The organism is Xanthomonas sp. D-99 (assembly GCF_017746145.1).
GTDB classification, from domain to species: domain Bacteria; phylum Pseudomonadota; class Gammaproteobacteria; order Xanthomonadales; family Xanthomonadaceae; genus Xanthomonas; species Xanthomonas cissicola.
The window spans coordinates 21626-45927 of record NZ_JAGHWU010000022.1; the positions used below are offsets into that span (position 1 = coordinate 21626).

16 protein-coding genes and 1 pseudogene are annotated in these 24302 nt (G+C 64.5%); 6 read left to right on the forward strand and 11 right to left on the reverse strand.

The window, feature by feature from the left end:
• Positions 1-115 precede the first annotated feature (115 nt).
• Positions 116-2902 carry an EAL domain-containing protein gene (locus J7360_RS10155; protein ID WP_209033782.1) on the forward strand — a complete coding sequence of 929 codons (2787 nt, stop codon included), beginning with the start codon at positions 116-118 and terminating at the stop codon, positions 2900-2902.
• A 961-nt stretch (positions 2903-3863) separates the two neighbouring features.
• On the opposite strand, the gene J7360_RS10160 is transcribed toward J7360_RS10155, so the two are convergent.
• From J7360_RS10160 to J7360_RS10185, 6 genes are all read right to left on the reverse strand, one after another.
• On the reverse strand, positions 3864-4148 hold the full coding sequence (locus J7360_RS10160) for a hypothetical protein (RefSeq protein ID WP_017158325.1): 285 nt from the start codon (positions 4146-4148) through the stop codon (positions 3864-3866).
• Between the two features lie 86 nt (positions 4149-4234).
• Positions 4235-5512, reverse strand: a complete 1278-nt coding sequence (locus tag J7360_RS10165) for a methyl-accepting chemotaxis protein (protein WP_014090132.1) — start codon at positions 5510-5512, stop codon at positions 4235-4237.
• 60 nt (positions 5513-5572) lie between these two features.
• Positions 5573-6187 carry a high frequency lysogenization protein HflD gene (gene hflD, locus J7360_RS10170; RefSeq protein ID WP_209033784.1) on the reverse strand — a complete coding sequence of 205 codons (615 nt, stop codon included), beginning with the start codon at positions 6185-6187 and terminating at the stop codon, positions 5573-5575.
• The gene (gene mnmA / locus J7360_RS10175; RefSeq protein WP_057659422.1) at positions 6187-7323 is read right to left on the reverse strand and encodes a tRNA 2-thiouridine(34) synthase MnmA; all 1137 of its coding nucleotides are present in this window, start codon (positions 7321-7323) and stop codon (positions 6187-6189) included. Before mnmA ends, hflD begins: the two co-directional genes overlap by 1 nt.
• On the reverse strand, positions 7320-7778 hold the full coding sequence (locus J7360_RS10180; RefSeq protein ID WP_209033786.1) for an NUDIX hydrolase: 459 nt from the start codon (positions 7776-7778) through the stop codon (positions 7320-7322). The genes mnmA and J7360_RS10180 overlap by 4 nt, the downstream gene beginning before the upstream one ends.
• The gene (locus J7360_RS10185; protein ID WP_176214977.1) at positions 7775-7927 is read right to left on the reverse strand and encodes a hypothetical protein; all 153 of its coding nucleotides are present in this window, start codon (positions 7925-7927) and stop codon (positions 7775-7777) included. The genes J7360_RS10180 and J7360_RS10185 overlap by 4 nt, the downstream gene beginning before the upstream one ends.
• A 101-nt stretch (positions 7928-8028) precedes the next feature.
• Between J7360_RS10185 and clpS the strand changes: the two genes are divergently transcribed.
• Entirely contained in the window at positions 8029-8349 is a 321-nt protein-coding gene (gene clpS, locus J7360_RS10190; RefSeq protein ID WP_017158321.1) for an ATP-dependent Clp protease adapter ClpS, read from the forward strand.
• 142 nt (positions 8350-8491) lie between these two features.
• A complete protein-coding gene (gene clpA / locus J7360_RS10195) occupies positions 8492-10774 on the forward strand; it encodes an ATP-dependent Clp protease ATP-binding subunit ClpA (protein WP_209033788.1) in 2283 nt (760 codons plus the stop codon).
• A 284-nt stretch (positions 10775-11058) separates the two neighbouring features.
• Here the strand turns inward: clpA and infA are convergent, their stop codons facing one another.
• From infA to trxB, 4 genes are all read right to left on the reverse strand, one after another.
• Positions 11059-11277, reverse strand: a complete 219-nt coding sequence (gene infA, locus J7360_RS10200) for a translation initiation factor IF-1 (RefSeq protein WP_002813418.1) — start codon at positions 11275-11277, stop codon at positions 11059-11061.
• An 80-nt stretch (positions 11278-11357) separates the two neighbouring features.
• Positions 11358-12107 (reverse strand): leucyl/phenylalanyl-tRNA--protein transferase, encoded by a 750-nt coding sequence (gene aat, locus J7360_RS10205; RefSeq protein WP_057659427.1) that lies wholly within the window; start codon positions 12105-12107, stop codon positions 11358-11360.
• 265 nt (positions 12108-12372) lie between these two features.
• Positions 12373-13491 (reverse strand): GNAT family N-acetyltransferase, encoded by a 1119-nt coding sequence (locus tag J7360_RS10210; protein ID WP_057659429.1) that lies wholly within the window; start codon positions 13489-13491, stop codon positions 12373-12375.
• Between the two features lie 57 nt (positions 13492-13548).
• Positions 13549-14517 (reverse strand): thioredoxin-disulfide reductase, encoded by a 969-nt coding sequence (gene trxB, locus J7360_RS10215; protein WP_057659430.1) that lies wholly within the window; start codon positions 14515-14517, stop codon positions 13549-13551.
• A gap of 283 nt (positions 14518-14800) precedes the next feature.
• On the opposite strand from trxB, the gene J7360_RS10220 reads away from it, so the two are divergent.
• The 3 genes and pseudogenes from J7360_RS10220 to lolA all read left to right on the forward strand — a co-directional run bounded on the left by J7360_RS10220 (position 14801) and on the right by lolA (position 19974).
• Entirely contained in the window at positions 14801-17158 is a 2358-nt protein-coding gene (locus tag J7360_RS10220; RefSeq protein WP_003482906.1) for a DNA translocase FtsK, read from the forward strand.
• 151 nt (positions 17159-17309) lie between these two features.
• Positions 17310-19269: pseudogene (locus J7360_RS10225) on the forward strand (DUF3857 and transglutaminase domain-containing protein).
• Between the two features lie 33 nt (positions 19270-19302).
• Positions 19303-19974: an outer membrane lipoprotein chaperone LolA gene (gene lolA / locus J7360_RS10230; protein WP_057659434.1), complete on the forward strand. Its 672-nt coding sequence runs from the start codon at positions 19303-19305 to the stop codon at positions 19972-19974.
• A 120-nt stretch (positions 19975-20094) separates the two neighbouring features.
• Here lolA and xopZ read toward each other — a convergent pair whose 3' ends face one another.
• A complete protein-coding gene (gene xopZ, locus J7360_RS10235; protein ID WP_209033790.1) occupies positions 20095-24261 on the reverse strand; it encodes a XopZ family type III secretion system effector in 4167 nt (1388 codons plus the stop codon).
• Between the last annotated feature and the right edge of the window lie 41 nt (positions 24262-24302).

Sequence of the window (24302 nt, forward strand, 5' to 3'; positions counted from 1 at the left end):
CCGTAACTCGGGCCGGTTCGGTCCCGCTCGCAACAGGTGGCTCAACTATTCGCCGGCACGGCCGTTATCCATTGCGACTCCGAAGGCCGGGGTCGATTCTTCGGAGTGTTCCAGAGTGGACTCAGGCGTCATTGCAAGCATGCTGCAGCACCCGCTGACCTCGGCGGTGGTGTTGTTGGATGCGCATGGCCAGCCTCTGGCGGCCAACCGCGTTGCGCAATCCCTCGGATTGCCGGCAACCCTTGGCGCATACGCCGATGTGTTGGAAAGCAGCCGTGCCCAGCTGGCTGACAGCGGGGGCATGGCGCCCTGCGTGTTGCCGGGCAGCGGCGGCGGGCGACTGGAGGGCTGGCTGCGCGCGGTCTGCGACGAGCAGGGCCAGATCATGGCATTCACCCTGAGCATTCCAGAACCGAAGGGTGCCGATGGCACCAGTCGCTGGGAGATAGGCCTGGACAGCGCCGACCACGGCTTGTGGGATTGGGATATTCCGGCCGATGTGGTGTATCGCTCCGAGCGCTGGACACGCATGCTCGGTTATTCCGAGCAGCCGCTGCCGAACAATCTCACTGCCTTGTCCGGGCTGATTCATCCGGAAGACCACGCGCATGTCAGCGCGGCGGTGCAGGCGCATCTGGAAGGCCGCACCGATACCTATGTGGCAGAATTCCGGCTGCGCCAGCACGACGGCCAGTGGCGCTGGATCCTGGATCGCGGCCGCGTGGTATCGCGCACCGCCGACGGACGTCCATTGCGCATGGTCGGCACGCATACCGACGTGCACCATCAAAAATTGCTCGAGCAGCAGCTGCGCGATCAGCAGGCACAGCTCGAAGAAGCCCAGCGCATCGCCAGCATGGGGGCCTGGAGCTGGGATTCGCATCACGATGCCCTGTGGGTGTCGCAGGATTTCCTGCAACAACTGGGCATAACCCATGTTCGTCTGCAAGGCATCCGCGACATCCTGCGCCTGCTGGCTGGGCCTTCGGTCGCGCAACTGCGCAGCGCCTGGCGCAAGATCAAGCACGAAGGCATGCCGGTGCATTTCGAACTGGAAATCAACGGCCTGCTTGGTGCCAACCCGCATCATCTGCGCGTGTGGGCACAGCCGGTGTTCGATGGCGACGGCAGCATGGTGCGCGTGCTTGGCCAGCTGCAGAACGTCACCGAACAACGCCAGACCGACGCGCTGATCCGTTGGCGCACCGAACTGCTCAATCGCGTGTCCGCGCTGGGCAAGATCGGCGGCTGCGAGATCGAGGTCGACACCCGGCGCATGCAATGGACCGAGGAGTGTTATCGCATCCACGGCCTGCGCAAGGAAACCATCACCCTGGAGCAGGCGCTGTCGCTGTACACCCAGGATTCGCGCGACGCTTTCGAGGCGGCGCTGCTGCGTATCTCCGATGGCGGCCTGCCCGAGCAGCTGGAGCTGTGTTTCTATCGCAACTCCGGCCAGCGTGTCTGGGTCCAGGTGCTGATCGAGCTGGATCGTCGCGAGGGCTTGCCGCCGCGGTTTGTTGCCTTGTTCCGCGATATCACCCGCGAGCGCGAAGCCAACGAGCGCATCGAGCTGCTGGCCCATTACGACCGTTTGACCGGTTTGCCGAACCGCTTCTTGTTGCGCGAGCAGGCAGAAAACGCCATTCGCGAAGCGAACGAGCGCGGCCAGACATTGGCAATGCTGTTGATCGATCTGGATGGCTTCAAGAGCATCAACGATTCGTTTGGCCATGCCACCGGCGACAACCTGCTCAAGCTGGCCTCCTCGCGCCTGCATCAACATCTGCGCAATAGCGACCTGTTCGGTCGCTTCAGCGACGACGAATTCATCGTGCTGCTGCGCGATATGTCCGAGCCCGAAGATGCCGGCCACGTGGCGCGTAAATTGATTGCCGCGCTCGGCGAGCCGCTGCGCAAGGAGCATGTCACCCTCAAGCTCGGCGCCAGCATCGGCATCGCGCTGCAGGGCGAAGGGCTATCGGATTTCGACAGCCTGCTGCGCGCCGCCGATGCGGCGATGTATGCAGCCAAGGAATCGGGGCGCAATACGTACCATTACTACAGCCAGGACGTGCTGCTGCGGGCGCAGCGCCGCCTGGAGCTGGAGCATGCGCTGCAAGGCGCGCTCGAGCGCGAAGAATTCACGCTGGTCTACCAGCCGCTGGTCAACACCGTGGACGATGCATCGCCGGCCATCGAAGCGCTGATGCGCTGGAATCGCCCTGGCCACGGCCCCTGCAGCCCGGTCGAATTCATCCCGATCGCCGAAGAATGCGGCGAGATCGTGCGTCTGGGCGAATGGGTCATCGGCGAAGCGTGTCGTCAGGCCGTGGTTTGGGATCGAGCCGGGCTGCATTTCAGCCGCGTTGCGGTGAATGTGTCTGCGGTGCAATTGCGTGAACGCGGCTTTGCCGAGCGCGTGCTGGAAATCTGCCGCGACAATGGCTGGCCGCCTTCGCGCCTGGAACTGGAGCTGACCGAATCTGCCTTGATTCGCGACTCGGATTCGCTGCGCCGCTGCTTCGAATTGTTCGAACAGAACGGCGTACTGCTGGCGGTGGACGACTTCGGCACCGGGTTCTCGAACCTGCATTACCTCAATCGCTTCCCGGTGCAGCGCCTGAAGATCGACCGCAGCTTCGTGCAAGGCATGCTCGACGACGCCAATACGGCCGAAGTCACCCAGGCCATCGTCCATCTGGGCCACGCCCTGGGCATGCAGGTAGTCGCAGAAGGCGTGGAAACCGTGCAGGAAGACGCGCTGCTGCGCCAGCAGGGCTGCGACGAAATCCAGGGTTACTTCTACTCCCGCCCGCTCTCGCCGCGCGACATGGCGCAGTGGTTGCGCGAAGCCGACGCCGGCATGCGGTTGGGCGCGCGTCTGGTCATTGCCAACTGACCCAGTGTGCGGCATTGCGTGGGTTTAAGCCGCAGCAGCCGTCTTACGAGTAGCCGGTGTGTATTGCCCACTGGCTTGAAGACATCAGAGATGGCAGGCCGTCGCGGCGTTCGAACGCCGCTGATCACTTGTTAGGTCGGGCATGCCGCGCCTCGCCAGCCACAGGGCAACCTGTGAGGGCGTCCACACAGACGTTGTGGCGGCATCAACGACGCTCAAGCTGACGTAAGCTGCAAGACCACCACAACGTCCCAGCGTCGAAGTTGGCGCGATGCCTCACTGCTCGCAGGACAAGCTGCGGGTCCATCGATTGAAGTTCGATGGCGACCTCCATGCCGGTCCAACGCTTCCGCACTCGGGGAGGACATCGCACCCGGGACTTGCCTGGTTGGCAAGTGAAGAGCACAGATTGATGCACTCGCAGATCGCGCAGCGACCATCTCGATGGTCATTGCCCGCCCGCCATTGCAGGAACTCGAACGGAATGGATGCCGTGCAAGCTCTTCAGGCTGTAGTTGCATCTGTCCTGCGATGAGGCGCGCGCAAGGATCCCGCAGCCAGGCGACACATCAGCATCGCCGCAACTGACGGGTCGATTTCTACTGCTGAAATGACTTGGGGTGCTCAGGCGACAAGGACGTAGTTGGGTTTGCCCGGCAATAGAGCGTGAGGGAGTTGGGCCGCCACGTAGCGGACGCGCGATTGCCTCGCACAGGCTTCCGATAGGCGTAGCGACCCAAGGCGCACGTTCGGTCACAAGAATGGCTGAGCAGACGGGCAGGGGAGAGCTCACCCTGATGCTGCGCGCGAACAGTACCGCGTACGCAGAGTATTGCGAGTCGGCACGGGGTGATGCGGAAGCACCCTGGCGGCAATGCATGTGCAAAAAACGTCGATCTCGGGCAGTGGAAACAACCAGCGGAGCGCCTGCCGAGGCACGCCCCGCTGTACGGCGCTGGGCTTACCGCGCCGATCCGCTGACCGCGGCACCATCCAGGCCCAGATCCCAGGCCACCGTGGCGAACAACAGCTCTCCTTCGCTGCATACACGGCGCGGGTTGATCAGGGCCAGCAGCTCCGCGCGTGCGCTGTTTTCCAGCCGTTCCAGCGCGGCAGGCATGCGGACACGCCGCAGTGCAGGCCTGGCGGCATCGCTTTGCGCGATGCGCTCGGCGTGTGCCGCTGCCAGCGCAGCGGCCTGCAGTGCGGCGGTAGGGGCATCGATGCTCGGGGCAACAAGTGTCATGGGCGAAACACCAGGTCGTGACGGAACGACAAATCCCCGGAGGGCCGGGGAATGTCGGAATCAGCAGCTGCGTGGCGACATCGGTCTTAGAACAACTCGACCGTGCCGGCACCCATGCCTTGCTGTGCCACCGGCTTGTGCGGCGGGCGTTCCCACTCCACGCGCATGTCGCGCAGGCGGTTGGACACCTTGGCCAGCGCGGCGACCAGGTCGCTGTCGTACACGCCGCCATTGCGATGCAGCAGTTCCTGCAGCGCCACCGCTTCGCGGTTGATCGCGGTCAGGCGATCCAGGTGGGTGTGGATGCCGCTCAGCGTCTGCGTGGCGATGTCCTCGAACTGCAGGGCACGCACCGCTTCGGCCACGCTGCCATCGATCGAGCGTGCGCACTCGGAGATCTCGCGCATGCCATCGCCCAACGAAGCGTTGATCTGGGCGACGTTCTCCAGCATGGCGGCCGATTCGTGGCGCGCCTCGCGGGAGCGGTCCATGTGGCGCGAGGCCAGCTGCGAGACCGTTTCACGCACCTTGGCGATCGATTCCTTGGAGCTGTGCGCCAGCTTGCGGATCTGCTCGTTGAAGGTGGTGGAGCGCTCGGACAGGTTGCGCACCTCGTCGGCGACCACCGCGAAGCCGCGACCGGCTTCACCGGCACGTGCTGCTTCGATGGCGGCGTTCAAGGCCAGCAGGTTGGTCTGGTCGGCGATCGACTTGACGTCTTCCAGCAGCGCGAAGATGCCGTCCAGGTGCTGGGCCATCTCATCAATGTGATGGACGGTGTTGGTGCTTTGGCCGCTCACCTGTTCCAGCGCTTCCACCAACTGCTCCATGCGGGAGCTGGCATGCTGGGCGAAGCGCGCGACGTCGACGCCGGCACTGCCGTCGTCACCGGCACGGTCGACGATGCGGGCCAGTGCCTGGCTTTGCTGACGCGATTTACGATTCATCGCTTCGAAGCTGCCACCCAGGCCGGACACGGCCTGGCGGATCAGTTCGCGGGCACGCTCGACTTCCGAGCGCGATCCGTCGACTTCGTTGCTGACGAACGTGCGCAGTTCGTTGAGCAGTTGATCCTGCTCGCGCAGGATGCGGGCCTGGTCCGGATTAGGCCGGAACTGGGAATACGTCACCCAGGCAGCGAAACCCAACCAACTGAGGGTCATGGTCGCCAGGATCGCCCAGCGCACCGAAGCGGGCCAGTCGAATCCGACAGCGAAAGGAAACAGCAAGGTCAGAGCCAAAGGGGCGGCTAGACGGATGAGTGGACGTGAATACATGGGCGTTCTCGGCAGAGTCACGGTTGCTGTATCGGCACTGCCCCCGTTGTCTTTAGCGACGATCGCCACATCGCCTGGCCCGTTCAACCGCCGTTGACGCGCCTCAGCGGCCGCTAGCGCGCAGATGTAGGCGGTTTTTCGCGCCCGTTAGCGCAACGCGCGGTCCACCGCTTCGATCATTGCGCGTTTGGCGAACAGGAAATCCCACAGACTGCCGCCCATCTGCCGCCACAGCACCGCCGAGCGCACTGCCGCCAGCAACAGCGCGCGGATCTCCGCGACCACACCCGCCTGGCCCAGGTAGTGCGGGTTGCCTTGCACCATGACCTTGGGCCGCAAGTGGCTGATGGTCTGCGCGTACAGCCCGCCGAGCGCGCTCAACACATCGGGGTGGCTGCTGTCGCCCAGTTTCTGGGCCTGGCGCGCTGCCGCGTCGATTCCGCTGGCGACAGTGGCGACGGTGCTGGCATCGCGTACGAACCGACGCTCCAGCTGCAGCACGGCCAGTGCCAGGCGCGGCAGCACTTCGTCCTGGCCCTGGTTGCGGAAGTAGTTATGCAACAGGCGCAGGCCAGGTGCCAGCGCCGCTGCCGAGCCGTACACGGCCTCCGGCGAGGCAGCGTCCACACGGAACACGCTGTCCATGGCGGTGCGTACCGTCGCCGCTTCCGAATGCCCGGTCTCGGCGATCCGCCGCACTTGTTGCAGGGCCTGAGCAACCCCGGCAAGCGCCAGCACACGGTGATCCATGGAAACACTCATCAAGCCACTACCTCAGAGGAAAAAGAAGATCCCGCCAACTGGCGTTCCAGCGGTGCGTCGGTCGCCGCGATGACCGCGCCGCCCAGGCATTCCTGCCCGTCGTACAGCACCAGCGACTGCCCCGGCGTCACCGCCCGCTGCGGCCGTTCGAAGCGCACCTGCACGCTGCCATCGTCCTGCACATCCACCGTGCAGGGCTCGTCGGGCTGACGGTAGCGCGTCTGCGCAGTGCAGTTGAACCGGCGTGCCGGCGGCGCCCCGGTCACCCAGTGGGCTTGTTCGGACCGGAGCCAACGCGATTGCAGCAGCGGGCTGTCGCGGTCCTGGTCCACGTACAGCACATTGCTGGCCACATCCTTGCCAACTACGTACCACGGCGCGGCCGCCCTCCCGCGCACGCCGCCGATATTCAGCCCCTCGCGCTGGCCCAGGGTGAAGTAGAACACCCCCGGATGCTCGGCGATGCGCTGTCCCTGCGGATCGCGGATCTCGCCGGTGCGCGCCGGCAGATAGCGGCCCAGGAACTCGCGAAAATCGCGCTCGCCGATGAAACAGATGCCAGTGGAATCCTTCTTGGCATGGGTCGGCAAGCCGGCATCCTGGGCGATACGGCGCAACCTGCTTTTTTCCAGATCGCCGATCGGGAACACGGTGGCGGCCAACTGCGTCTGCCCCAGCTGATGCAGGAAATAGCTCTGGTCCTTGCCGCGGTCGGCGCCACGCAGTAGCCGCCATCGCCCACCGCGATGCGCCACCTGCGCGTAGTGGCCGGTGGCGATGCGCTCGGCACCCAGCGCCTGTGCCGCATCCAGAAAATGCTTGAACTTCACTTCGCGATTGCACAACACGTCGGGGTTGGGCGTGCGTCCGGCCGCGTACTCGGCCAGGAAATGCTCGAACACGCCGCTCCAGTATTCGCCGGAGAAGTCGCGAAAATGAAACGGGATGCCCAGCACGCCACACATCGCCACCGCATCGCGACGGTCGTCTTCGGCGCGGCAATCGCCGCTGCCGTCATCGGCCCAGTTCTGCATGAACAGCCCGGCGATTGGTTCGCCTTGCTGCGCCAGCTTCCACGCCGCCACCGACGAATCCACGCCGCCTGACACCCCCACCACAATGCGCGGCGTACTCATGCGATGTGCCGCACCAGGGAGAGTGGATGGCGCTGCCCGGCCAGGTAATCGGCGACCACCTCCCACACCAGCGGGCTGCGCAGGCGCTCGGTGGAGGCGCGCAGTTCGTCCGGTATCATCCACAACGCGCGCACCACGCCGGTGTCCAGACTGCGTTCGGGGTGATGGGTCAGCGCATCGGCAACGAACGCAAAGCGCAAGAAGCACTGCCCGTTGGCCGCAACCCATTGGTAGGTCCCGATGAACTGGGTCAGGCGCACGTCCCAGCCAGTCTCCTCCAGGGTCTCGCGCACGGCCGCATCCTGCAGGCTTTCGTTCGGCTCCAGATGCCCGGCAGGCTGGTTCAGCAGCAAGCGGCCGCATATGGCTTCTTCCACCTGCAACAAGCGTCCATCGCGCACCACGACTGTGGCCACTGTCACATCGGGATGCCAGCGTTGCTCTGGTGTACTCATCGAATCTGCTCCAGCGCGGTAGGCCACCAGTGCGCCGCTCGTGCGACGTAACCGGCACTGCGGTACCACCCCGGCACGATTGCGCCGTCGTGAACGGTGCGCATCAGGGCATCTGCGGTCGACGACGGCGCCAGCAACTGCGCGGTCATGGGGTCGGTCATCAAGGGCCAGCCAAGGAATTGGAGACAAATTGTGCGGGCCACAGCGTAAATCGTCCAATGCGTGCAAGGTTGAACCGTATAATGGCCGGATGCCTCGGAATACCTCACACGAACACGACCACGGCCTGATGGTCGAAGCCGGCAAGCCGGAAGTGGCGCCACCGCCGCGCTACCAGGTGCTGTTGCTGAACGACGATTACACCCCGATGGACTTCGTGGTGACCGTCCTGGAGCAGTTTTTCAACCTGAATCTGGAGCAGGCCACCCAGATCATGTTGCACGTCCACACCCGCGGGCGTGGCGTGTGCGGGGTCTACAGCCGTGAGGTCGCCGAGTCGAAAGTGGCCCAGGTCAACGAGTTTTCGCGCATGAACCAGCACCCGCTGCTGTGCACGATGGAACAGGCCTGAGGCGCCCGCTAGATCATTCCAGCAGCGCAACAGTGTGGCTGCGATCACGTGCTAACGCTGTCTGAACATGCCTATCCGATAGGGTTGTGGAAAATCCCAACAAAAGCCGCATATTGTTGGCAACAGCCGTTCGGAGTTACCAATGTTCAGCAAAGACCTAGAGCAAACCATCGGCCAGTGCTACAAGCGAGCACGCGAGGCGCGTCATGAGTTCATGACCGTCGAGCACCTGCTGCTCTCGCTGCTGGACAATCCTTCCGCCCAGGCCGTGCTCAAGGCCTGCGGGGCAGACCAGGTGCGCCTGCACAACGACCTGGAACAGGCAATCGAAGCCTCGGTTTCGCGCCTGGCCGAAGACGACGGGCGCGACACGCAGCCCACCCTGGGATTCCAGCGCGTGCTGCAGCGCGCGGTCTACCACGTCCAGTCCTCAGGCAAGAAGGAAGTCACCGGCGCCAACGTGCTGGTCGCGATCTTCGGCGAGAAGGACTCGCACGCGGTGTACTTCCTGAACCAACAGGACATCACCCGCCTCGATATCGTCAATTATCTCTCGCACGGCATCGCCAAGCTGGGCGAGGACGGCGAGCAGCCGTCCGCGCCGGATGGCGAGTCCAAGAGTGAGGGCGGGGAGGGCGAGGCCAAGGGCGACGCCCTGGCCGAGTTCGCCACCAATCTCAACGATCAGGCACGCACCGGGAAGATCGACCCGCTGGTCGGCCGTAGCGACGAGATCGAGCGCACCATCCAGGTCCTGTGCCGCCGGCGCAAGAACAACCCGCTGTACGTAGGCGAGGCTGGCGTGGGCAAGACCGCGATTGCCGAGGGCCTGGCCAAGCGCATCGTCGACAACGACGTGCCGGAAGTGCTGGCCGATGCGGTGATCTACTCGCTGGATCTGGGCGCGCTGGTGGCCGGCACCAAGTACCGCGGCGATTTCGAAAAGCGTCTCAAGGGTGTGCTGGCCGCGTTGAAGAAGGTGCCCAATGCGGTGCTGTTCATCGACGAGATCCACACCATCATCGGTGCCGGCTCGGCATCGGGCGGCACCATGGACGCTTCCAACCTGATCAAGCCCGCGCTGTCGTCGGGCGAGCTGCGCTGCATCGGCTCGACCACGTTCCAGGAATATCGCGGCATTTTCGAGAAGGATCGTGCGCTGGCGCGTCGGTTCCAGAAGATCGATATCGTCGAGCCGACCGTGGGCGAGACGTTCGAGATCCTGCAGGGCCTCAAGCCCAAGTACGAGGCGCATCACGGCGTGACCTACGCCGACGACGCGCTGCAGGCGGCCGTCGACCTATCGGTGAAGCATATCGGCGACCGTTTGCTGCCGGACAAGGCGATCGATGTGATCGACGAGGCCGGTGCGCGGCAGCGTCTGCTGCCGGAAGGCAAGCGCAAGGAACTGATCGATATCGAAGAGATCGAAACCATCGTCGCCAAAATGGCGCGGATTCCGGCCAAGCAAGTCAGCGCAACCGACAAGGATGTGCTGCAGCACCTGGAGCGCAACCTGAAGATGGTGATCTTTGGGCAGAATCCGGCGATCGAAACCCTGGCTGGCTCGATCAAGCTGGCGCGCTCGGGTTTGGCCAATCCGGAAAAGCCGATCGGCAACTTCCTGTTCGCCGGCCCCACCGGTGTCGGCAAGACCGAGGTCACCAAGCAGCTCGCGCTGCAGCTGGGCATCGAGCTGGTGCGTTTCGATATGTCCGAGTACATGGAAGCGCATTCGATCAGCCGTCTCATCGGTGCGCCCCCGGGCTATGTCGGTTTCGATCAGGGTGGCTTGTTGACCGAGAAGATCGTCAAGACACCGCACTGCGTGCTGCTGCTGGACGAGGTGGAGAAGGCGCATCCGGACATCTTCAACATCCTGTTGCAGGTCATGGACCGCGGCATCCTGACCGACACCAATGGGCGCGAGGCCAACTTCAAGAACGTGATCCTGGTGATGACGACCAATGCCGGCGCCACCCAGGCGTCGCGCCGGTCGATCGGTTTCACCAAACAGGATCATTCCACCGATGCGATGGAGTCGATCCGTCGCGGTTTCACGCCCGAGTTCCGCAACCGCCTGGATGCGATCGTGCAGTTCCAGCCGCTGGCGTTCGACCACATCCTGCGGGTGGTGGACAAGTTCATCATCGAGCTGGAAATGCTGTTGCAGGAAAAGCACGTCTCCCTGTCGGCGACCCCGACCGCGCGCGACTGGCTGGCTCAGCACGGCTTCGATCCGCTGATGGGTGCGCGGCCGATGTCGCGGGTGATCCAGGAGAAGATCAAGCGCCCGCTCGCGGACGAACTGCTGTTCGGCAAGTTGGTGGACGGTGGCCGGGTCAACATCGACGTCAAGGACGGCGAACTGGTGGTCGAGGCGCATCCGGAACCGGAGCGTCTGCTGCCCGCGACTGTGGATTGATCGCCATACGATTGTTTTGACAGGTAACGAAAAGCCGCTCGAAAGAGCGGCTTTTTTACGTCCTCAGCGCGCATTGCGATCACGCGCCCTGACGTTGGCCTCCTGGCGGGAATGCCTGATGTTCGACGCGGCAGTGATGCGTTTCTACGCTGCAGGCACGTTGCCGAGCAGCCGGTGCGGAGCAGGGCCGTGCCTCTCGGTCGATGCCTTTTACCGTGCGCTCAAATTGCAGGCACGACAAAAAGCGGCCAATGGCCGCCTCGCGTCTGACGTACCAGGACCGCTTACTTCATGCGGTAGGTAATACGACCCTTGGTCAGGTCGTAGGGAGTCATCTCAACTTTGACTCGGTCGCCGGTCAGGATGCGGATGTAGTTCTTGCGCATACGTCCGGAGATGTGGGCGATGATTTCATGCCCGTTCTCCAGCTTGACCCGGAACGTGGTGTTGGGAAGCGTCTCGCTGACGCTGCCTTCGAATTCAATGGAGTCGTCTTTCGACATGTAATCCTGTGCAATCACGGCTGGCCCGGCAGGGCCGTAAGGGACGGCATTTTACGCGCCATCTCCCCGCGGTGCAAATTTTATGTTAAGCGGGTCTCACACAGGTCGCTGGCGGCATGCTCGCCGTAACGTTGAGACCAACTACCCGGCGGTTCCGTCTGGGCAACCTGGCGTTGCACCTCGTGCAAAAAGTCAGTGCGCTGCCAGCGTTCGGCGCCCAGGCTCAGCAGATGCGGATTTTCCACCTGAGCATCGATCAGTGGCCACCCTCGGCCATGCAGATTGGCGGCCAAGGCGGCCAGCGCCACCTTGGAGCCGCCGCTTTCCCCGCTGAACATGCTTTCGCCGAAAAACATCCGGCCAATCGCGACGCCGTAGATTCCTCCAACCAGGCGCGCGCCGTCGAACACCTCGATCGAATGCGCGTGGCCTAGACGGTGCAGGGCGATATAGGCCTGCTGCATTTCCGCGCTGATCCAGGTGCCGTCCTGGCCAGGACGCGGACTCGCGGCACAGGCGGCGATCACCTGCTCGAAGGCGGTATCGGCGCGAACCGTCCAGGTGCTTGCGCGAAGCTGGCGCTTGAAGCGGGACGACAGGCGCACGCCGTCAGTACGAAAGACCATGCGCGGATCCGGGCTCCACCACAGGATCGGTTGACCGTCCGAGTACCACGGGAAAATGCCATGCGCGTACGCGTTGAGCAGGCGTTGGGGCGACAGGTCGCCGCCGATGGCGAGCAGGCCGTCTGGGTCGCGCAGGGCCTGACCTGCCGCCGGAAACGGCGCCGCCGGAGCGGCATCGAGCAGAAAGGGGAGGTGGCGCGCCATCTATGCAGTGTAGGGCAGCTGGCAAACCGATGGCGTGGACCACGATGCGTGCTGTGCCCCATGGTGAGTCTGCGAGCGCCGCCCGGAATTAGCGCGACCAGGCGCAGGCTCCGGTTCCTCCACACAGTTCGCGTCCACCTGACGACTGCTCATGACATTTGTCGGCCGATCCAGCCTGCGTGCTGCTGGCGGGATGCGCCGCGCAGCAGGAACTACCCCGCAGCGCTGCGCATTCAATCCGCCTCGCTCATGCGCCCTGTCTGGATCAACCGCGAAACGGGCTGTGCTCGGACAGTTCCCGTGCGTGCCCGGCGACTGCCTCGCGCTCGTCCGCACACCACTGTGCCAGCGGCTCGCGAAAGCCCGGGTCGGCGATCCAGTGCCTGCTGCGCACCAGGGTGGGCAGAAAGCCGCGCGCGATCTTGTGCTGGCCTTGGGCACCAGGCTCGAAGCGGGTCAGGCCTTCGCGCAGGCAATACTCGATGCCCTGGTAGTAGCAGGTCTCGAAATGCAGTCCGGGCAGCGCTTCACCGCCCCAGTAGCGGCCGTACAAGGTGTCGTGGCCGCGCAGGCAGAGTGCCCCGGCAATGGGATGGCCATCGAGGTCGGCCAGGAACATCACCAGCTGGCGCGGCATGGCCGTGGCCAGGTGCTGCAGGAACTGCGGCGTCAGCGCGGGCGAATTTCCGTATTCGTTGAAGGTCTTGAGATAGAAGCCATACATCGCGGCCAGATCCGCATCGCTGGCCTCATTGCCGTGCACCACGCGCAATTGCACACCGGCACGCTGCACCTTGGCGCGTTCCTGGCGAATGTTCTTGCGGTGCTTGTGATCCATCGCCGCCAGGAACGTCTCGAAATCGCTCCAGCCGCTGGCGTTGTGCCAGTGGTACTGCAGGTCGTTGCGCTCCAGCCAGTCGGCATCGAAGGCGGCGTCTTCATTGGCGGGATAAAAGTTCACATGCGCTGACGACAGTCCGCTGCGCTCCACCAGCTCGCGCATCGCCTTCAGCAGGTGGCCGCGCCACGTGGGCGCACCAAGCAGGCGCGGGCCGGTGACGGGCGAGTAGGGCACCCCGCACAGCCACTTGGGGAAGTATTCCTGACCATAGCGCGCGTATGCATGCGCCCAGGCGTGGTCGAACACGAACTCGCCGTGCGAGTTGTTCTTGAGGTAGCCGGGAGCCGCGGCCACCAGGGAGTCGCCTTCCCACAAGGTCAGGTGCAGCGGGTTCCAGCCCCAGTCCGGGCGCAGGCAGCCCTCGCGTTCAAGGCCTTGCAGAAATGCGTCGCTGATAAAGGGATGGGTGCCATCGTGCAGCGCATCCCAGGCGCCGGCTGGCAGCTCGTCCAGCTGGCGACACCAGCGTGCGGTCATACCCACGCGGGGAGCCCTTTGGCGATGCTGGCCGCGTGGCGCGGCCGGCAATCAGGCGCCATCTCAGGCGCTCTTGTCGAGATAACGCTCGGCATCCAGCGCGGCCATGCAGCCGAAGCCGGCCGAGGTGATGGCCTGGCGGTAATGCTGGTCGGCCACGTCGCCGGCGGCGAACACGCCGGCCACCGAGGTTTCGGTCGCTGCACCGTTCAGGCCGGAACGGATCTCCAGGTAGCCGTTGTTCATTGCCAGCTGGCCATCGAACAACTGCGTATTGGGGTGATGGCCGATTGCCACGAAGAAACCATGCGCATCGATGTCGCGGGTGCTGCCGTCCTGCGTGGACTTCACCCGCACGCCGGTCACGCCGGCATCGTTGCCCAGCACTTCGTCCACCGCATGGTGCCAGACGGTCTCGATCTTGCCGGCGGCCACCTTGGCGAACAGCTTGTCCTGCATGATCTTTTCTGCGCGCAGCGTATCGCGGCGATGCACCAGGTAGACCTTGCGGGCGATGTTGGACAGGTACAGCGCCTCTTCGACCGCGGTGTTGCCGCCGCCGACCACCACCACGTCCTGGTCCTTGTAGAAGAAGCCGTCGCAAGTGGCGCAGGCGGAAACGCCACGGCCCTTGAAGGCTTCTTCGGTGGGGATGCCAAGGTACTTGGCGGTCGCGCCGGTGGCGATGATGAGTGCGTCGCAGGTGTACTCGGCGCCATCACCGATCAGCCGGAACGGGCGCTGCGATAGGTCTGCCGTGTGGATGTGGTCGAAGATGACCTCGGTCTCGAAACGCTCGGCATGCGCCTGCATGCGGCTCATCAGGTCCGGACCCATCAGGCCATGGGGGTCGCCCGGCCAGTTGTCCACTTCGGTCGTGGTCATCAGCTGGCCGCCTTGTTGCAGCCCGGTGATGACCACCGGCTTGAGATTGGCGCGGGCGGCGTAGACCGCGGCGGTCCAGCCGGCCGGGCCGGAGCCCAGGATCAACAGGCGGGAGTGCTTGGCGGGGCTGGCAGAAGAGGCGCTCATGTATACTCGCGATCTAGGAATTGGGAGGGCAGGCGAAGTCATTCGCGCCCCCGTGGCGGCATAGAGTGGCGGTCCCCACCCGGTGAATCAAGGCGGCGCGATGGAACTGCTTGAACCGCAGATGGCATGGTCCGCTCAAACCACCTGCTCGACGCCGCCTTGTGCGGCGTTTTTCGTTGAGCCGCACCTGGCTGGATGGCCAGGGCGCATGCAACTGCTGAAACCGTGGCTTCAGTCGTTTATTATCAAACACTAACAGCATTTTTCTAAGGTCTGGCTACAGGTGGCAAAGCAGGTTCCCGAACGCAGCAGCAAGCCCGCAGAGGGCAAATCGTCGTCGCGCAAGACGGCGGCGGCGGACAATCCGCGGCGGCAGAAGCTCTGGCGCGATCTGGCCTTGATCGCGGTGGCGCCATTGCTGCTGTATCTGCTGGCCAGCCTGTTCACCTACTCGGCGACCGATCCGGGTTGGTCGCGCACCGGCAATCTGGTCGCGCCCATCCACAACATGGGCGGCCGATTCGGTGCGCTGGCGGCGGATGTGCTGCTGCAGTTGTTCGGGTATGTGGCCTTCCTGCTGCCGGTACTGTTGGGGGCGGTGGCCTGGATCGCCCTGATCGGTGACCGCGAAGAGCAGACCCAAAGCGATCTGGGGCCGGCGCTGCGCCTGGTCGGCATGGTGGGGTTCCTGATTTCGTCGACCGGCTTCCTGCACCTGCGCCTGTTCCAGGGTGAAGTGGCCGAGGCCGGTGGCATCCTGGGTAAATTGGTCGCCGGCTCGCTCAGTTCCGGCTTCGGTGCCTTGGGCGCGAACCTGTTCGTGCTGGTGTTATTGCTGGTCTCGATCACCCTGGCGACCGGCTTGTCGTGGTTTGCGGTGATGGAGCGTATCGGCAAGTGGGTGCTGGCATTGGGGCCGCTGATGCAGCGCAAGACCCATCAGGCCACCGAGTGGCAGCAGACCCGGGTGATGCGCGAAGAACGCGAGGAAGTGCGCAAGGTCGATGCGGTCAAGCAGGCCAAGCGCGAACCGGTGAAGATCGAGCCGCCGCCAGCGCCGGTGGTGGAAAAAAGCGAGCGCGCCAAACGCGACACCCAGATTCCGATGTTCCAGGGCGTCAGCACCGACGGCTCGGACTTGCCGCCGCTGGCGCTGCTGGACGACCCCAAGCCGCAGACCAAGGGCTATTCCGAAGAAACCCTGGAAACGCTGTCGCGGCAGATCGAGTTCAAGCTCAAGGATTTCCGCATCGAGGCGCAGGTGGTCGGGGCCTATCCCGGCCCGGTGATCACCCGTTTCGAGATCGAGCCGGCCCCGGGCATCAAGGTCAGCCAGATCAGCTCGCTGGACAAGGACATCGCCCGCGGGTTGTCGGTGAAATCGGTGCGTGTGGTGGACGTGATCCCTGGCAAGTCGGTGATCGGCCTGGAAATACCCAACGTCAGCCGCGAGATGATCTTCCTCTCCGAGTTGCTGCGCTCCAAGGAGTACGACAAGTCGGCCAGCCCGCTGACGCTTGCCCTGGGCAAGGACATCGCCGGCCGGCCGACCGTGGCCGACCTGGCGCGCATGCCGCACTTGCTGGTTGCCGGTACTACCGGCTCGGGCAAGTCGGTGGCGGTCAATGCGATGGTGTTGAGTCTGCTGTTCAAGGCCTCGCACAAGGAACTGCGGATGCTGATGATCGACCCGAAGATGCTCGAGTTGAGCGTCTACCAGGGCATCCCGCACCTGCTGGCGCCGGTGGTCACCGACATGAAGGAGGCTGCCAACGGCCTGCGCTGGTGCGTGGCCGAGATGGAGCGCCGCTACAAGCTGATGAGCGCGGTGGGCGTGCGCAACCTGGCCGGCTTCAACAAGAAGGTCAAGGACGCCATCGACGCCGGCCAACCGATGATGGACCCGCTGTTCAAGCCGAACCCGGAACTGGGCGAAGCGCCGCGGCCGTTGGAGACGCTGCCGTTCATTGTCATCTTCATCGACGAATTCGCCGACATGATGATGATCGTCGGCAAGAAGGTCGAAGAGCTCATCGCCCGCCTCGCGCAGAAGGCGCGCGCGGCCGGCATCCATCTGATCCTGGCGACGCAGCGGCCGTCGGTGGACGTGATCACCGGCCTGATCAAGGCCAATATCCCGACCCGCGTGGCGTTCCAGGTCAGTTCCAAGATCGACTCGCGCACCATCCTGGATCAGTCTGGCGCCGAAGCGCTGCTGGGCAACGGCGACATGCTGTATCTGCCGCCGGGTACCGCGCTGCCTGATCGCGTGCATGGCGCCTTCGTCAGCGACGAGGAAGTGCATCGCGTGGTCGAGCATCTCAAGGCGAGCGGACCGGTGTCCTATGTCGAAGGCGTGCTGGACGAAGTGCAGACCATGGGCGATGGCACCGTGGTCGGTGCGACCGGCTTGCCGGAAAGCAGCGGCGGTGGCGGCGACGAGTCGGACCCGTTGTACGACGAAGCCTTGCGCATCGTCACCGAGACCCGGCGTGCCTCGATTTCCGGCGTGCAGCGGCGTTTGAAGATCGGCTACAACCGCGCCGCGCGTCTGATCGAAGCGATGGAAGCGGCCGGCGTCGTCAGCCCGCCCGAGCACAATGGCGACCGTACCGTGCTGGCACCGCCGCCGCCCAAGTAAGCGCCGGCGATGTCGTGACGCGTTGCAGGTGCAGCCCTCCGGTTGTGCGCTTGCAGCAATGCCGCATTGTTGGAAGTCCGTGCCTGTCATTGCCGGGCACAACGGCTACCCTGTGGGCAAGGGCCGCTCCGGCCCGCCGTGATCGAGACCCATGTTGCATCGTCCCTCGTTAGTGCTCGTGCTGCTCCTCTGTATTCCGCTGCTTGCCCAGGCACAGCAACGGCCTGCACCCACTGCCAGCGCCGCAACACGTGCGCAGGCCGACACCAATTACAGCTTCGTGCGCTACCGCGCCGACTACGAGGTGCGCGCCGACGCCAGCAGCGTTGAAACCGACGAGTACGAGATCCTGCTCAAGACCAAGTCGGCCGTGGAGCAATTCAGCCAGGTCCGGCTGAGCTATAGCGAAAAGATGGAAACGCTCGATGTGCTGCAGGCGTATACCGTCACAGCCGAAGGGCTGCGCCAGGACGTGGCGGCCGACAAGATCTATACCCAGGAAAGCTATTCCAGCGCCTCGGCAGCGATGTATGCCGACCGCAAGGTGAAAGTGGTGGTGTTCCCGAACCTGGCGCCGGGGGCGCGCATTGTGTACCGCGTGCGGCGGGCACAGAACACGCCGTATTTCCCCGGTTACTTCAGCCTGTGGGAGACCTTCAGCGTGTTCGCGCAGTACGACGATGCCGTGATTACGTTGGTAGCGCCCAAGGGTCTGCCGATGCATCTTTCTGCACGCGGGCTGCAGGGCGGCACCAAGCCGGTGGTGCGCGGCGACCAGGCACGCTGGGAGTGGCGCTACCAGCGCAGCGCACCGATGAAGAACCAGAACTGGAGCGCGGCCACCTGGGAGTTCAGTCCGACCTTGATGGCCAGCACCTTCGATAGCTGGTCGCAGATGGGCCTGGCTTACCACGTCAAAGGCGGGCGCGCCGCGGCGGTGACGCCGGCGATCCAGGCGCTGGCCGATGAAGTCACGCGCGGTATCGATGCGCCGCGCGCGCAGGCTGCCGCGCTGTATGCATGGGTGGCGCGCAATATCCGCTATGTGGCGGTGTATCTGGGCAATGGCGGGCTGGAACCCAACAGCGCAGAGAGCATCCTGGCCAACCATTACGGCGATTGCAAAGACCACACCGTGATTCTGGAGGCCCTGCTTGCGGCCAAGGGGATTGCCAGCACACCGGTGCTGATCGGGGCAGAGGGCGGCCCGACCTTGCCGCAGATCCCGGTGCTGGGCCGCTTCAACCACGCCATCACCTACATTCCCGCATTCGATCTGTACGTGGACTCGACCAACCCCTACGCGCGCTTCGGCCAGTTGCCGGCCGGCGATCTCGGCGCGCCGGTGGTGCATACGCGCGATGGCAAGGTCACGCAGACGCCGCCGAACGACCGCAAGGTCAATCGCTATGTCGCCCGCACCGACTACCGGTTCACGCCGCAGGGCGATCTGCAGGGCATCACCACGCTCGACAGCGGGCAGACCGGCGAAGTGGGCTTGCGCGCGATGTTCGTGCAGCTCAATGCGCAGAATCGCAACCGGATCGAAGAGTCGATCCTTGCCCAGTTCCGGTTTCGACGGCACCGGCGATCTGCTGATTCAGGGCGACCCGCTGGATCTGGATGCACCGTTCAACTACCGCTACACCTTCCAGGCCAAGGACGCGGTGGATTTCTCGGTGGTCGGCGGCATGACCTTGCCGGACATGCCCGGGGCCGAGTCAACGCGCGCCATCTACACGACCACCTCGGCCGAAAACAATCTGACCCCGTTTTACTGCAACGACAGCGTGCGCGAAGAAACCTACGTGGTGACCTTTCCCGAGACGGTGCCGATCATCGCCATTCCGCGCAGCAGCACCTTTCGCAATGCCGCCGGCCAATACCAGGTTGAGTGGACACGGCAGGGGCAGAAAGTCACCGCCGTGCATCGCCTGCAGCGCGCCGCCGTGCGCGGGCCACAGGCGTTGTGCCAGCCGCAGGATTACCGCGCGTTTCGCGAGCTCTATCAACAGGTGCGGCGCGGGTTTCGCGGGCAGATCGTCTATGGCGATCTGTCCGGGTTCAGACGGCACGATGAGGCGGGTTGCCGCGCACACGCTGCCCTCTGAACAGGTCGTGCGATAGCGCTCGCCCATTCATCTATGAAGTATCAGAATCTACGCATGCCCTTCTGGAAGACCGCAATGCATCGCCAGCTCCGTTATGCCGTCCTTGCCACTGCTCTGTTCGCCAGCACCGCGTTTGCCGGTGCGCGCCAGGAGCTGGATACCTTCACGCGAGGGTTGAAGGGTCTGGATGGGCAATTCAGTCAGCGCGTGACCGACGCGAATGGCCGGGTCAAGGAAACCTCGAGCGGTCGGGTTGCACTGGCAACGCCGCGCCAGTTCCGTTGGGAATACGCCAAGCCCTACAAGCAGCTGATCGTGGCCGATGGCAAGAAGGTCTGGGTATTCGACCCGGATCTGGGGCAGGTCACCGTGCGCGCACAGGGCAGCGAAGAGCAGAACAGCCCGTTGGTTGCGTTGATCGACCCGGCGCTTCTGGACAAGAAGTACGACGTCAGCGAAGAAGCCGCGCCACGCGACGGCCTGCAGTGGTTGTCGCTGACGCCCAAGGTAGACACCGACGCCAGCTTCCAGATCGCCTCGCTGGGGTTCGGCAGGGAAGGCCTGGCCAGGATGGAAGTGGTGGACGCGGTCGGCCAGCGCACCGCGATCGGCTTCAGCGGCTGGAAGCGCAATCCGGCGTTTGCTGCAGACACCTTCCGCTATACGCCCGCCAAGGGCGTGGACGTGGTGGGCGACGCGCAGTAGAAGCGTCTGCGGGACGCTCGGGATGAAGGCATGGTGCAGCGAGCGGCTGTGCCTGTGAGGGCCGCAGCAGTCGCTGTGGCGCGGCCGAGACGCCCTACACAGGGGACGCTGCCGGCAGCGCTACGGGACTGGCTCGTACGGGATCCATTGACCGACGGTCCGCATCGCCTCCGCTGCCTGGTTGGTCTGGCGTTTGATGAAGAAATCGATGCCACGCTCGCGCTGGCGTTTGCCCTTTTCGCGCAGGATCAGGATGGTCGGTTCCCAGATGCCTGGGTGGCTGATCAGCTCATCGAAGGCGCGATCGGCTTCCGCCGCTTGCGCTTCGCATCCGGCGATCCGCAATAGCTGGGCCTGCGCGCGCAATGCGTCCAGGCGCGGTGCAGCCTCCGCCTGCAGCACCCAGTCCACGATCAGCGAGGCGAACTTGTTGTCTTGCATGTGGAGGCGGACCCGGTCGATGAAGTCCTGTAACTGGCGCTCGGCCACCATATAGAGCCGCCGGTCGTCGACCTTGCCCTGCAGCTTGGAGATTCCGTAGTGGGTCCATAACTGCCAGTTGCGTTTCACCTCGCGTTCGAATGCGGCGAAGTTGAAGAATTCGAAGCCACGATCCGTGCGCACAGGATCGATTTCGTTGTTGAACATCCACAAGGTGGAGAACGTATTGCTGCCGGCCGAGCGTAGTTCCCTGCTATAGCCGAGATCGAGCGTGGCCATGGACAGCCGCGCCACTGGGGTGGGCGGCGCATTGCCGGTGCTTGGGTGCGTCCACTGCTGGGCGACGAGACTGGCCGATGCGCGTCCTGCAATCTCCACCCTGGATTGCGCGCTCGAATCCTTCAGCACCATCGTCATGTAGCCTTCGATCGGTGTCTGCGAACGGGAGGTTTCCCGCCGTGCTTTTAAGCCGAGCGATGCCCCCAGGGTGGCGCGGCGCGGTCGGCCGTCCATGTTTCCCACACGCACGCCGGCAGCGACGCTGAGGCTGGATTCGGTGGCCGAAGCGTTGCGCTCGGCATGGCCGATCAAGCCGACGGTGATGCTGGGGTGGTGCGCCAGCAGCTCCCCCAGAAAGTCGCGCTCGGTGAACCGGCCTGCATCGCCGCCGGACTGCTCGGCGAGCTGCAGCAAGTGTTCAAACATGGCCAGAAATTGCGCGCGCTGCTCCAGCTCCTGGCCCTTGCCCCGCCGTGGTACGCGGATCTGCACGCCGTGCTCGATGCCCGACTCCTTTTTCATGCGCCACTCGGCTGCGCCCGTGATGCCCACCGGTGCGCGTTCGGTGCCGGGTAGCAGCACGCCCGCGCTAATGCCGGTACTGGCGTTGAACTGCCGCGCCTTCTGCCGCCCGATCTGCAGCGACAGCCCGGTCCGCCCCATGTAAATCTCTACCGAGCGATCGGAACTGGTCTGACCGCCCGCGGAGAGTTTCAGTCCCAGGCCGCTGGGAATGATCGCAAGCGCAGCCGACAGCGGCGTCGTGTTGAGTCCGATCACACGTTGTTCGGTGAGACGCAGCTTGTCGCGCCATTCCAGCCGTTCCATCAGGTTGCGCAGGCATTGGAATAGCGCGCGTGGCGACTTGACGCGGGAGGTGTCGCCCTCATGCAGAAAGCGACTGGCATGACCAACGGCCTGGTGAAAGTGGTTGCGCGCGACCGACGCCCGTTCTTCATCCAAGGGCGCTGCACCGACCGGCAGGTCGCTCGGCTGTCCGGCGTGGTCGAGCAGGCCGCGTTGGATCAGACGCAGCGTTTCCGGCAGACGCATGTGGCCCGCGCGTAATGCAGCCCAGGCGGACGCGACCGCCGGATGGCACGCCGCCGGCTGCAGATCGTCGGCCTCCTTCACGGAGGCAGCCACCGAGTGCTGAAGCTCCTGGGCACGCCGTTCGATCGTACCCAGCGCCTTCGCAGTGAAGGTCAGGTCGGTCGCGTTCTGCTCGTGTGGGAGCCATTGCGCGTATTCCAATAGCGCCTGCATTGCCAGTTCGTCCTGCGATGGCATTCGTCCGCCCGCCAGTTGGATCTGGCGGCGCGCGACGAGCCAACGGGTCAAGTGGCCGGCCGCCTCTCGGAAAGCGTCGTTGGCACGCCGCTCAGCGGTAGGAAGCGCTTCGGAGGCGCCGACCTTCATTCCCAACGCAAGGGCGTTGAAGGGATTGAGGGCGCGCTTGCCGCGCCGTCCGCTGCCTGCTACCGCCCATTGCGCAAACATCTGCAGGCATGCGTTGACGCGCGCATAGGGTGAACCTGCTGCGGTGGTTTCGTAGCCGTTGCGGAACGCATGAAAGGCGCCGCGCTGGGCATCGGTTGCAGACTGCAGGCCCTGCAGCGGCGAGTCTCCATGCACGGCATAGCGCGCTCCCATTTGCGCATCGCCCAGCCAGGTGCGTTCAGCCTGTTCTGCGTCCGGCGTCAGTGCGAGCCGGTGGCTGGCACGCAGGTGGACCTGCGCTGCCTCCAGCCATTCCCTGGAGGGGGGCGTGGGTTCTTCGCGCAGCATGTGCGAAAGAACCTGCATGCCGCGCGGGACGCTGGCCAACAGGCCGACGCAGGCGGTGACCGTCTCCATCGGCTGGACCGCCTCGGCAGCGACGCAGACCTGGGGCGACGGGATCAGCTCACGCAAGCGCACCACGCCCAGGCGTCGCAGCACGTTGGCCGCTGCCGTCGCATCGCCCTCGCTGGCGATCGCCAAGGCCTGCAGGGCGATGCGCAACGCGTCGACCGGCTGCAAGGCGTCGGTCCCGAACGCAGCGCTGCGGCCATGCAGACCGTCAGCCCAGGCGCGTAGAACCTGTCGACTCACGAGGTCGATGGTTTCCTCGCGAAAGCCGGGTAGGGCCTCGAGCAGTGCCTCCATGGTGTCGGCGACGATATCGGCAGCGACGGGCCGTGCCTCTTCGGCCGGCGGATGTGCGGCTGCATGTTCCACCACGCGTTGCATGTCGCCGTTCGCTGCTTCCAGCGCGCTGACCGTCTGTTCGTGCTGCCACAACTCCTCGGTGTTGATTCGCGACGAATGCCGCGCCTGCTGCAGTTTCGCGTCGACCTGGGCGAGGCGCTCCTGTAGGCGCCGCGCATTTCGCTGACAGCGCTCGGCATGCGTGCGTTGCAGGGTCAGCATGTTCTCGTCGCGTGCCAGCCGTGCGCGCAGTGGCTCGATTTCCCGGTTCCGCTCTGCAGCAAGGTGCGAGCCGAGCGTGCGAGGCGCCAGCCTGTTGGCAGAGCTGCTCGCTTGATCTGACTGCAACGCATCGCGCGCTTGCGCATACGCGCTCCGCAATTGATCGATCTCCGCGTTGGCATCCGCAAGTGCTTGCTCTGCTTGTGCTGCCTGCGCTGAGCCGCGGCCGAAAAAGACCGCTTTGGCCAGCGTATCGCCGCGCGCACGCGCCTGCTGCACCGCGTGTTCGAGCCGAGTGCAGGTGCGCTGCAGCTGTAAGCGATCGACGCCCTGCTGCGCGTTGGCCGAGGATGAGCCGGCGTGCGCTGCGACAGCACGCGACGGCTGATCGCCCGGTAGCGCGTTCAATGCAGCGCGCGCGGAGAGAATGTCCGACTCGAGATCGTGGATTGCGGCCGCCACCGCATCAGTTTGCAGATGACATCCCTGCAGCTGTTGCAGCAGTTCGGCGCGTTCGCGCGTCAGCACGTGGATGCTGTCGCTGAGGTTGGCGGCGCGCCGGGCTCTCAAGGCCAACTGCTCGCGTGCAGCCTGTAGCGTTTGTGCATGCGCGTAGATCAGTTCGTCCTGGCGACGCCGAGAGATGCGTGCGGCCAAGTCGAGGTTGGATTGCTCCAGGCGGGCGATCAGCGCCTCGTTGAGATCCTGGGTGGCGTTGGACAGCAGCGGGGGTGCTCGCAGATCACGTGCGGGATCGGCGTTACGATCCGATGGACCGGCTAGTCTGTCCTGCTCGCACTGCAACGAGGAGTAGCGCAGCAGCGCCGTATGTGGTTTTGGCGAACCGCTACTGATGCCCAATCGCTCTGCGGCCTTCCTGCAGAGCCGCGGGAGAGCATGTTTGCGCTTGGGGGGGGCCTTCAATCCGGGCTCCAAGACGCTTGGCTGTCTCGCTTGCTCAAGCAGCGTCGCGGACCAACCCAGCGGATCGTCCTGGGCCTGGATCAGTTCCGCCTCGAACGCGCATGGGTCCGGAGTCGCCAATTTGTTGTGCGTCTGCCGCTTCGCCGAAGGTCTGGATGGATGCGAGATGGTCTCGGCCATCCCGGGAAGGCAAGCGGTGATGACAGAGGGGCGAAGCGGAATGCGGGGCATGATGAAATCCGTACGCTGACGTGCCGCTTGCGCTGGCGCAG

What these genes read in the sequence shown, in the direction of transcription:
- J7360_RS10160 (WP_017158325.1), bottom strand. Translation starts at nt 4,148, where the DNA reads ATGACACTTGTTGCCCCGAGCATCGATGCCCCTACCGCCGCACTGCAG.
- hflD (WP_209033784.1), bottom strand. Translation starts at nt 6,187, where the DNA reads ATGAGTGTTTCCATGGATCACCGTGTGCTGGCGCTTGCCGGGGTTGCT.
- mnmA (WP_057659422.1), bottom strand. Translation starts at nt 7,323, where the DNA reads ATGAGTACGCCGCGCATTGTGGTGGGGGTGTCAGGCGGCGTGGATTCG.
- J7360_RS10180 (WP_209033786.1), bottom strand. Translation starts at nt 7,778, where the DNA reads ATGAGTACACCAGAGCAACGCTGGCATCCCGATGTGACAGTGGCCACA.
- J7360_RS10185 (WP_176214977.1), bottom strand. Translation starts at nt 7,927, where the DNA reads ATGACCGCGCAGTTGCTGGCGCCGTCGTCGACCGCAGATGCCCTGATG.
- clpS (WP_017158321.1), top strand. Translation starts at nt 8,029, where the DNA reads ATGCCTCGGAATACCTCACACGAACACGACCACGGCCTGATGGTCGAA.
- clpA (WP_209033788.1), top strand. Translation starts at nt 8,492, where the DNA reads ATGTTCAGCAAAGACCTAGAGCAAACCATCGGCCAGTGCTACAAGCGA.
- infA (WP_002813418.1), bottom strand. Translation starts at nt 11,277, where the DNA reads ATGTCGAAAGACGACTCCATTGAATTCGAAGGCAGCGTCAGCGAGACG.
- aat (WP_057659427.1), bottom strand. Translation starts at nt 12,107, where the DNA reads ATGGCGCGCCACCTCCCCTTTCTGCTCGATGCCGCTCCGGCGGCGCCG.
- trxB (WP_057659430.1), bottom strand. Translation starts at nt 14,517, where the DNA reads ATGAGCGCCTCTTCTGCCAGCCCCGCCAAGCACTCCCGCCTGTTGATC.
- lolA (WP_057659434.1), top strand. Translation starts at nt 19,303, where the DNA reads ATGAAGTATCAGAATCTACGCATGCCCTTCTGGAAGACCGCAATGCAT.
- xopZ (WP_209033790.1), bottom strand. Translation starts at nt 24,261, where the DNA reads ATGCCCCGCATTCCGCTTCGCCCCTCTGTCATCACCGCTTGCCTTCCC.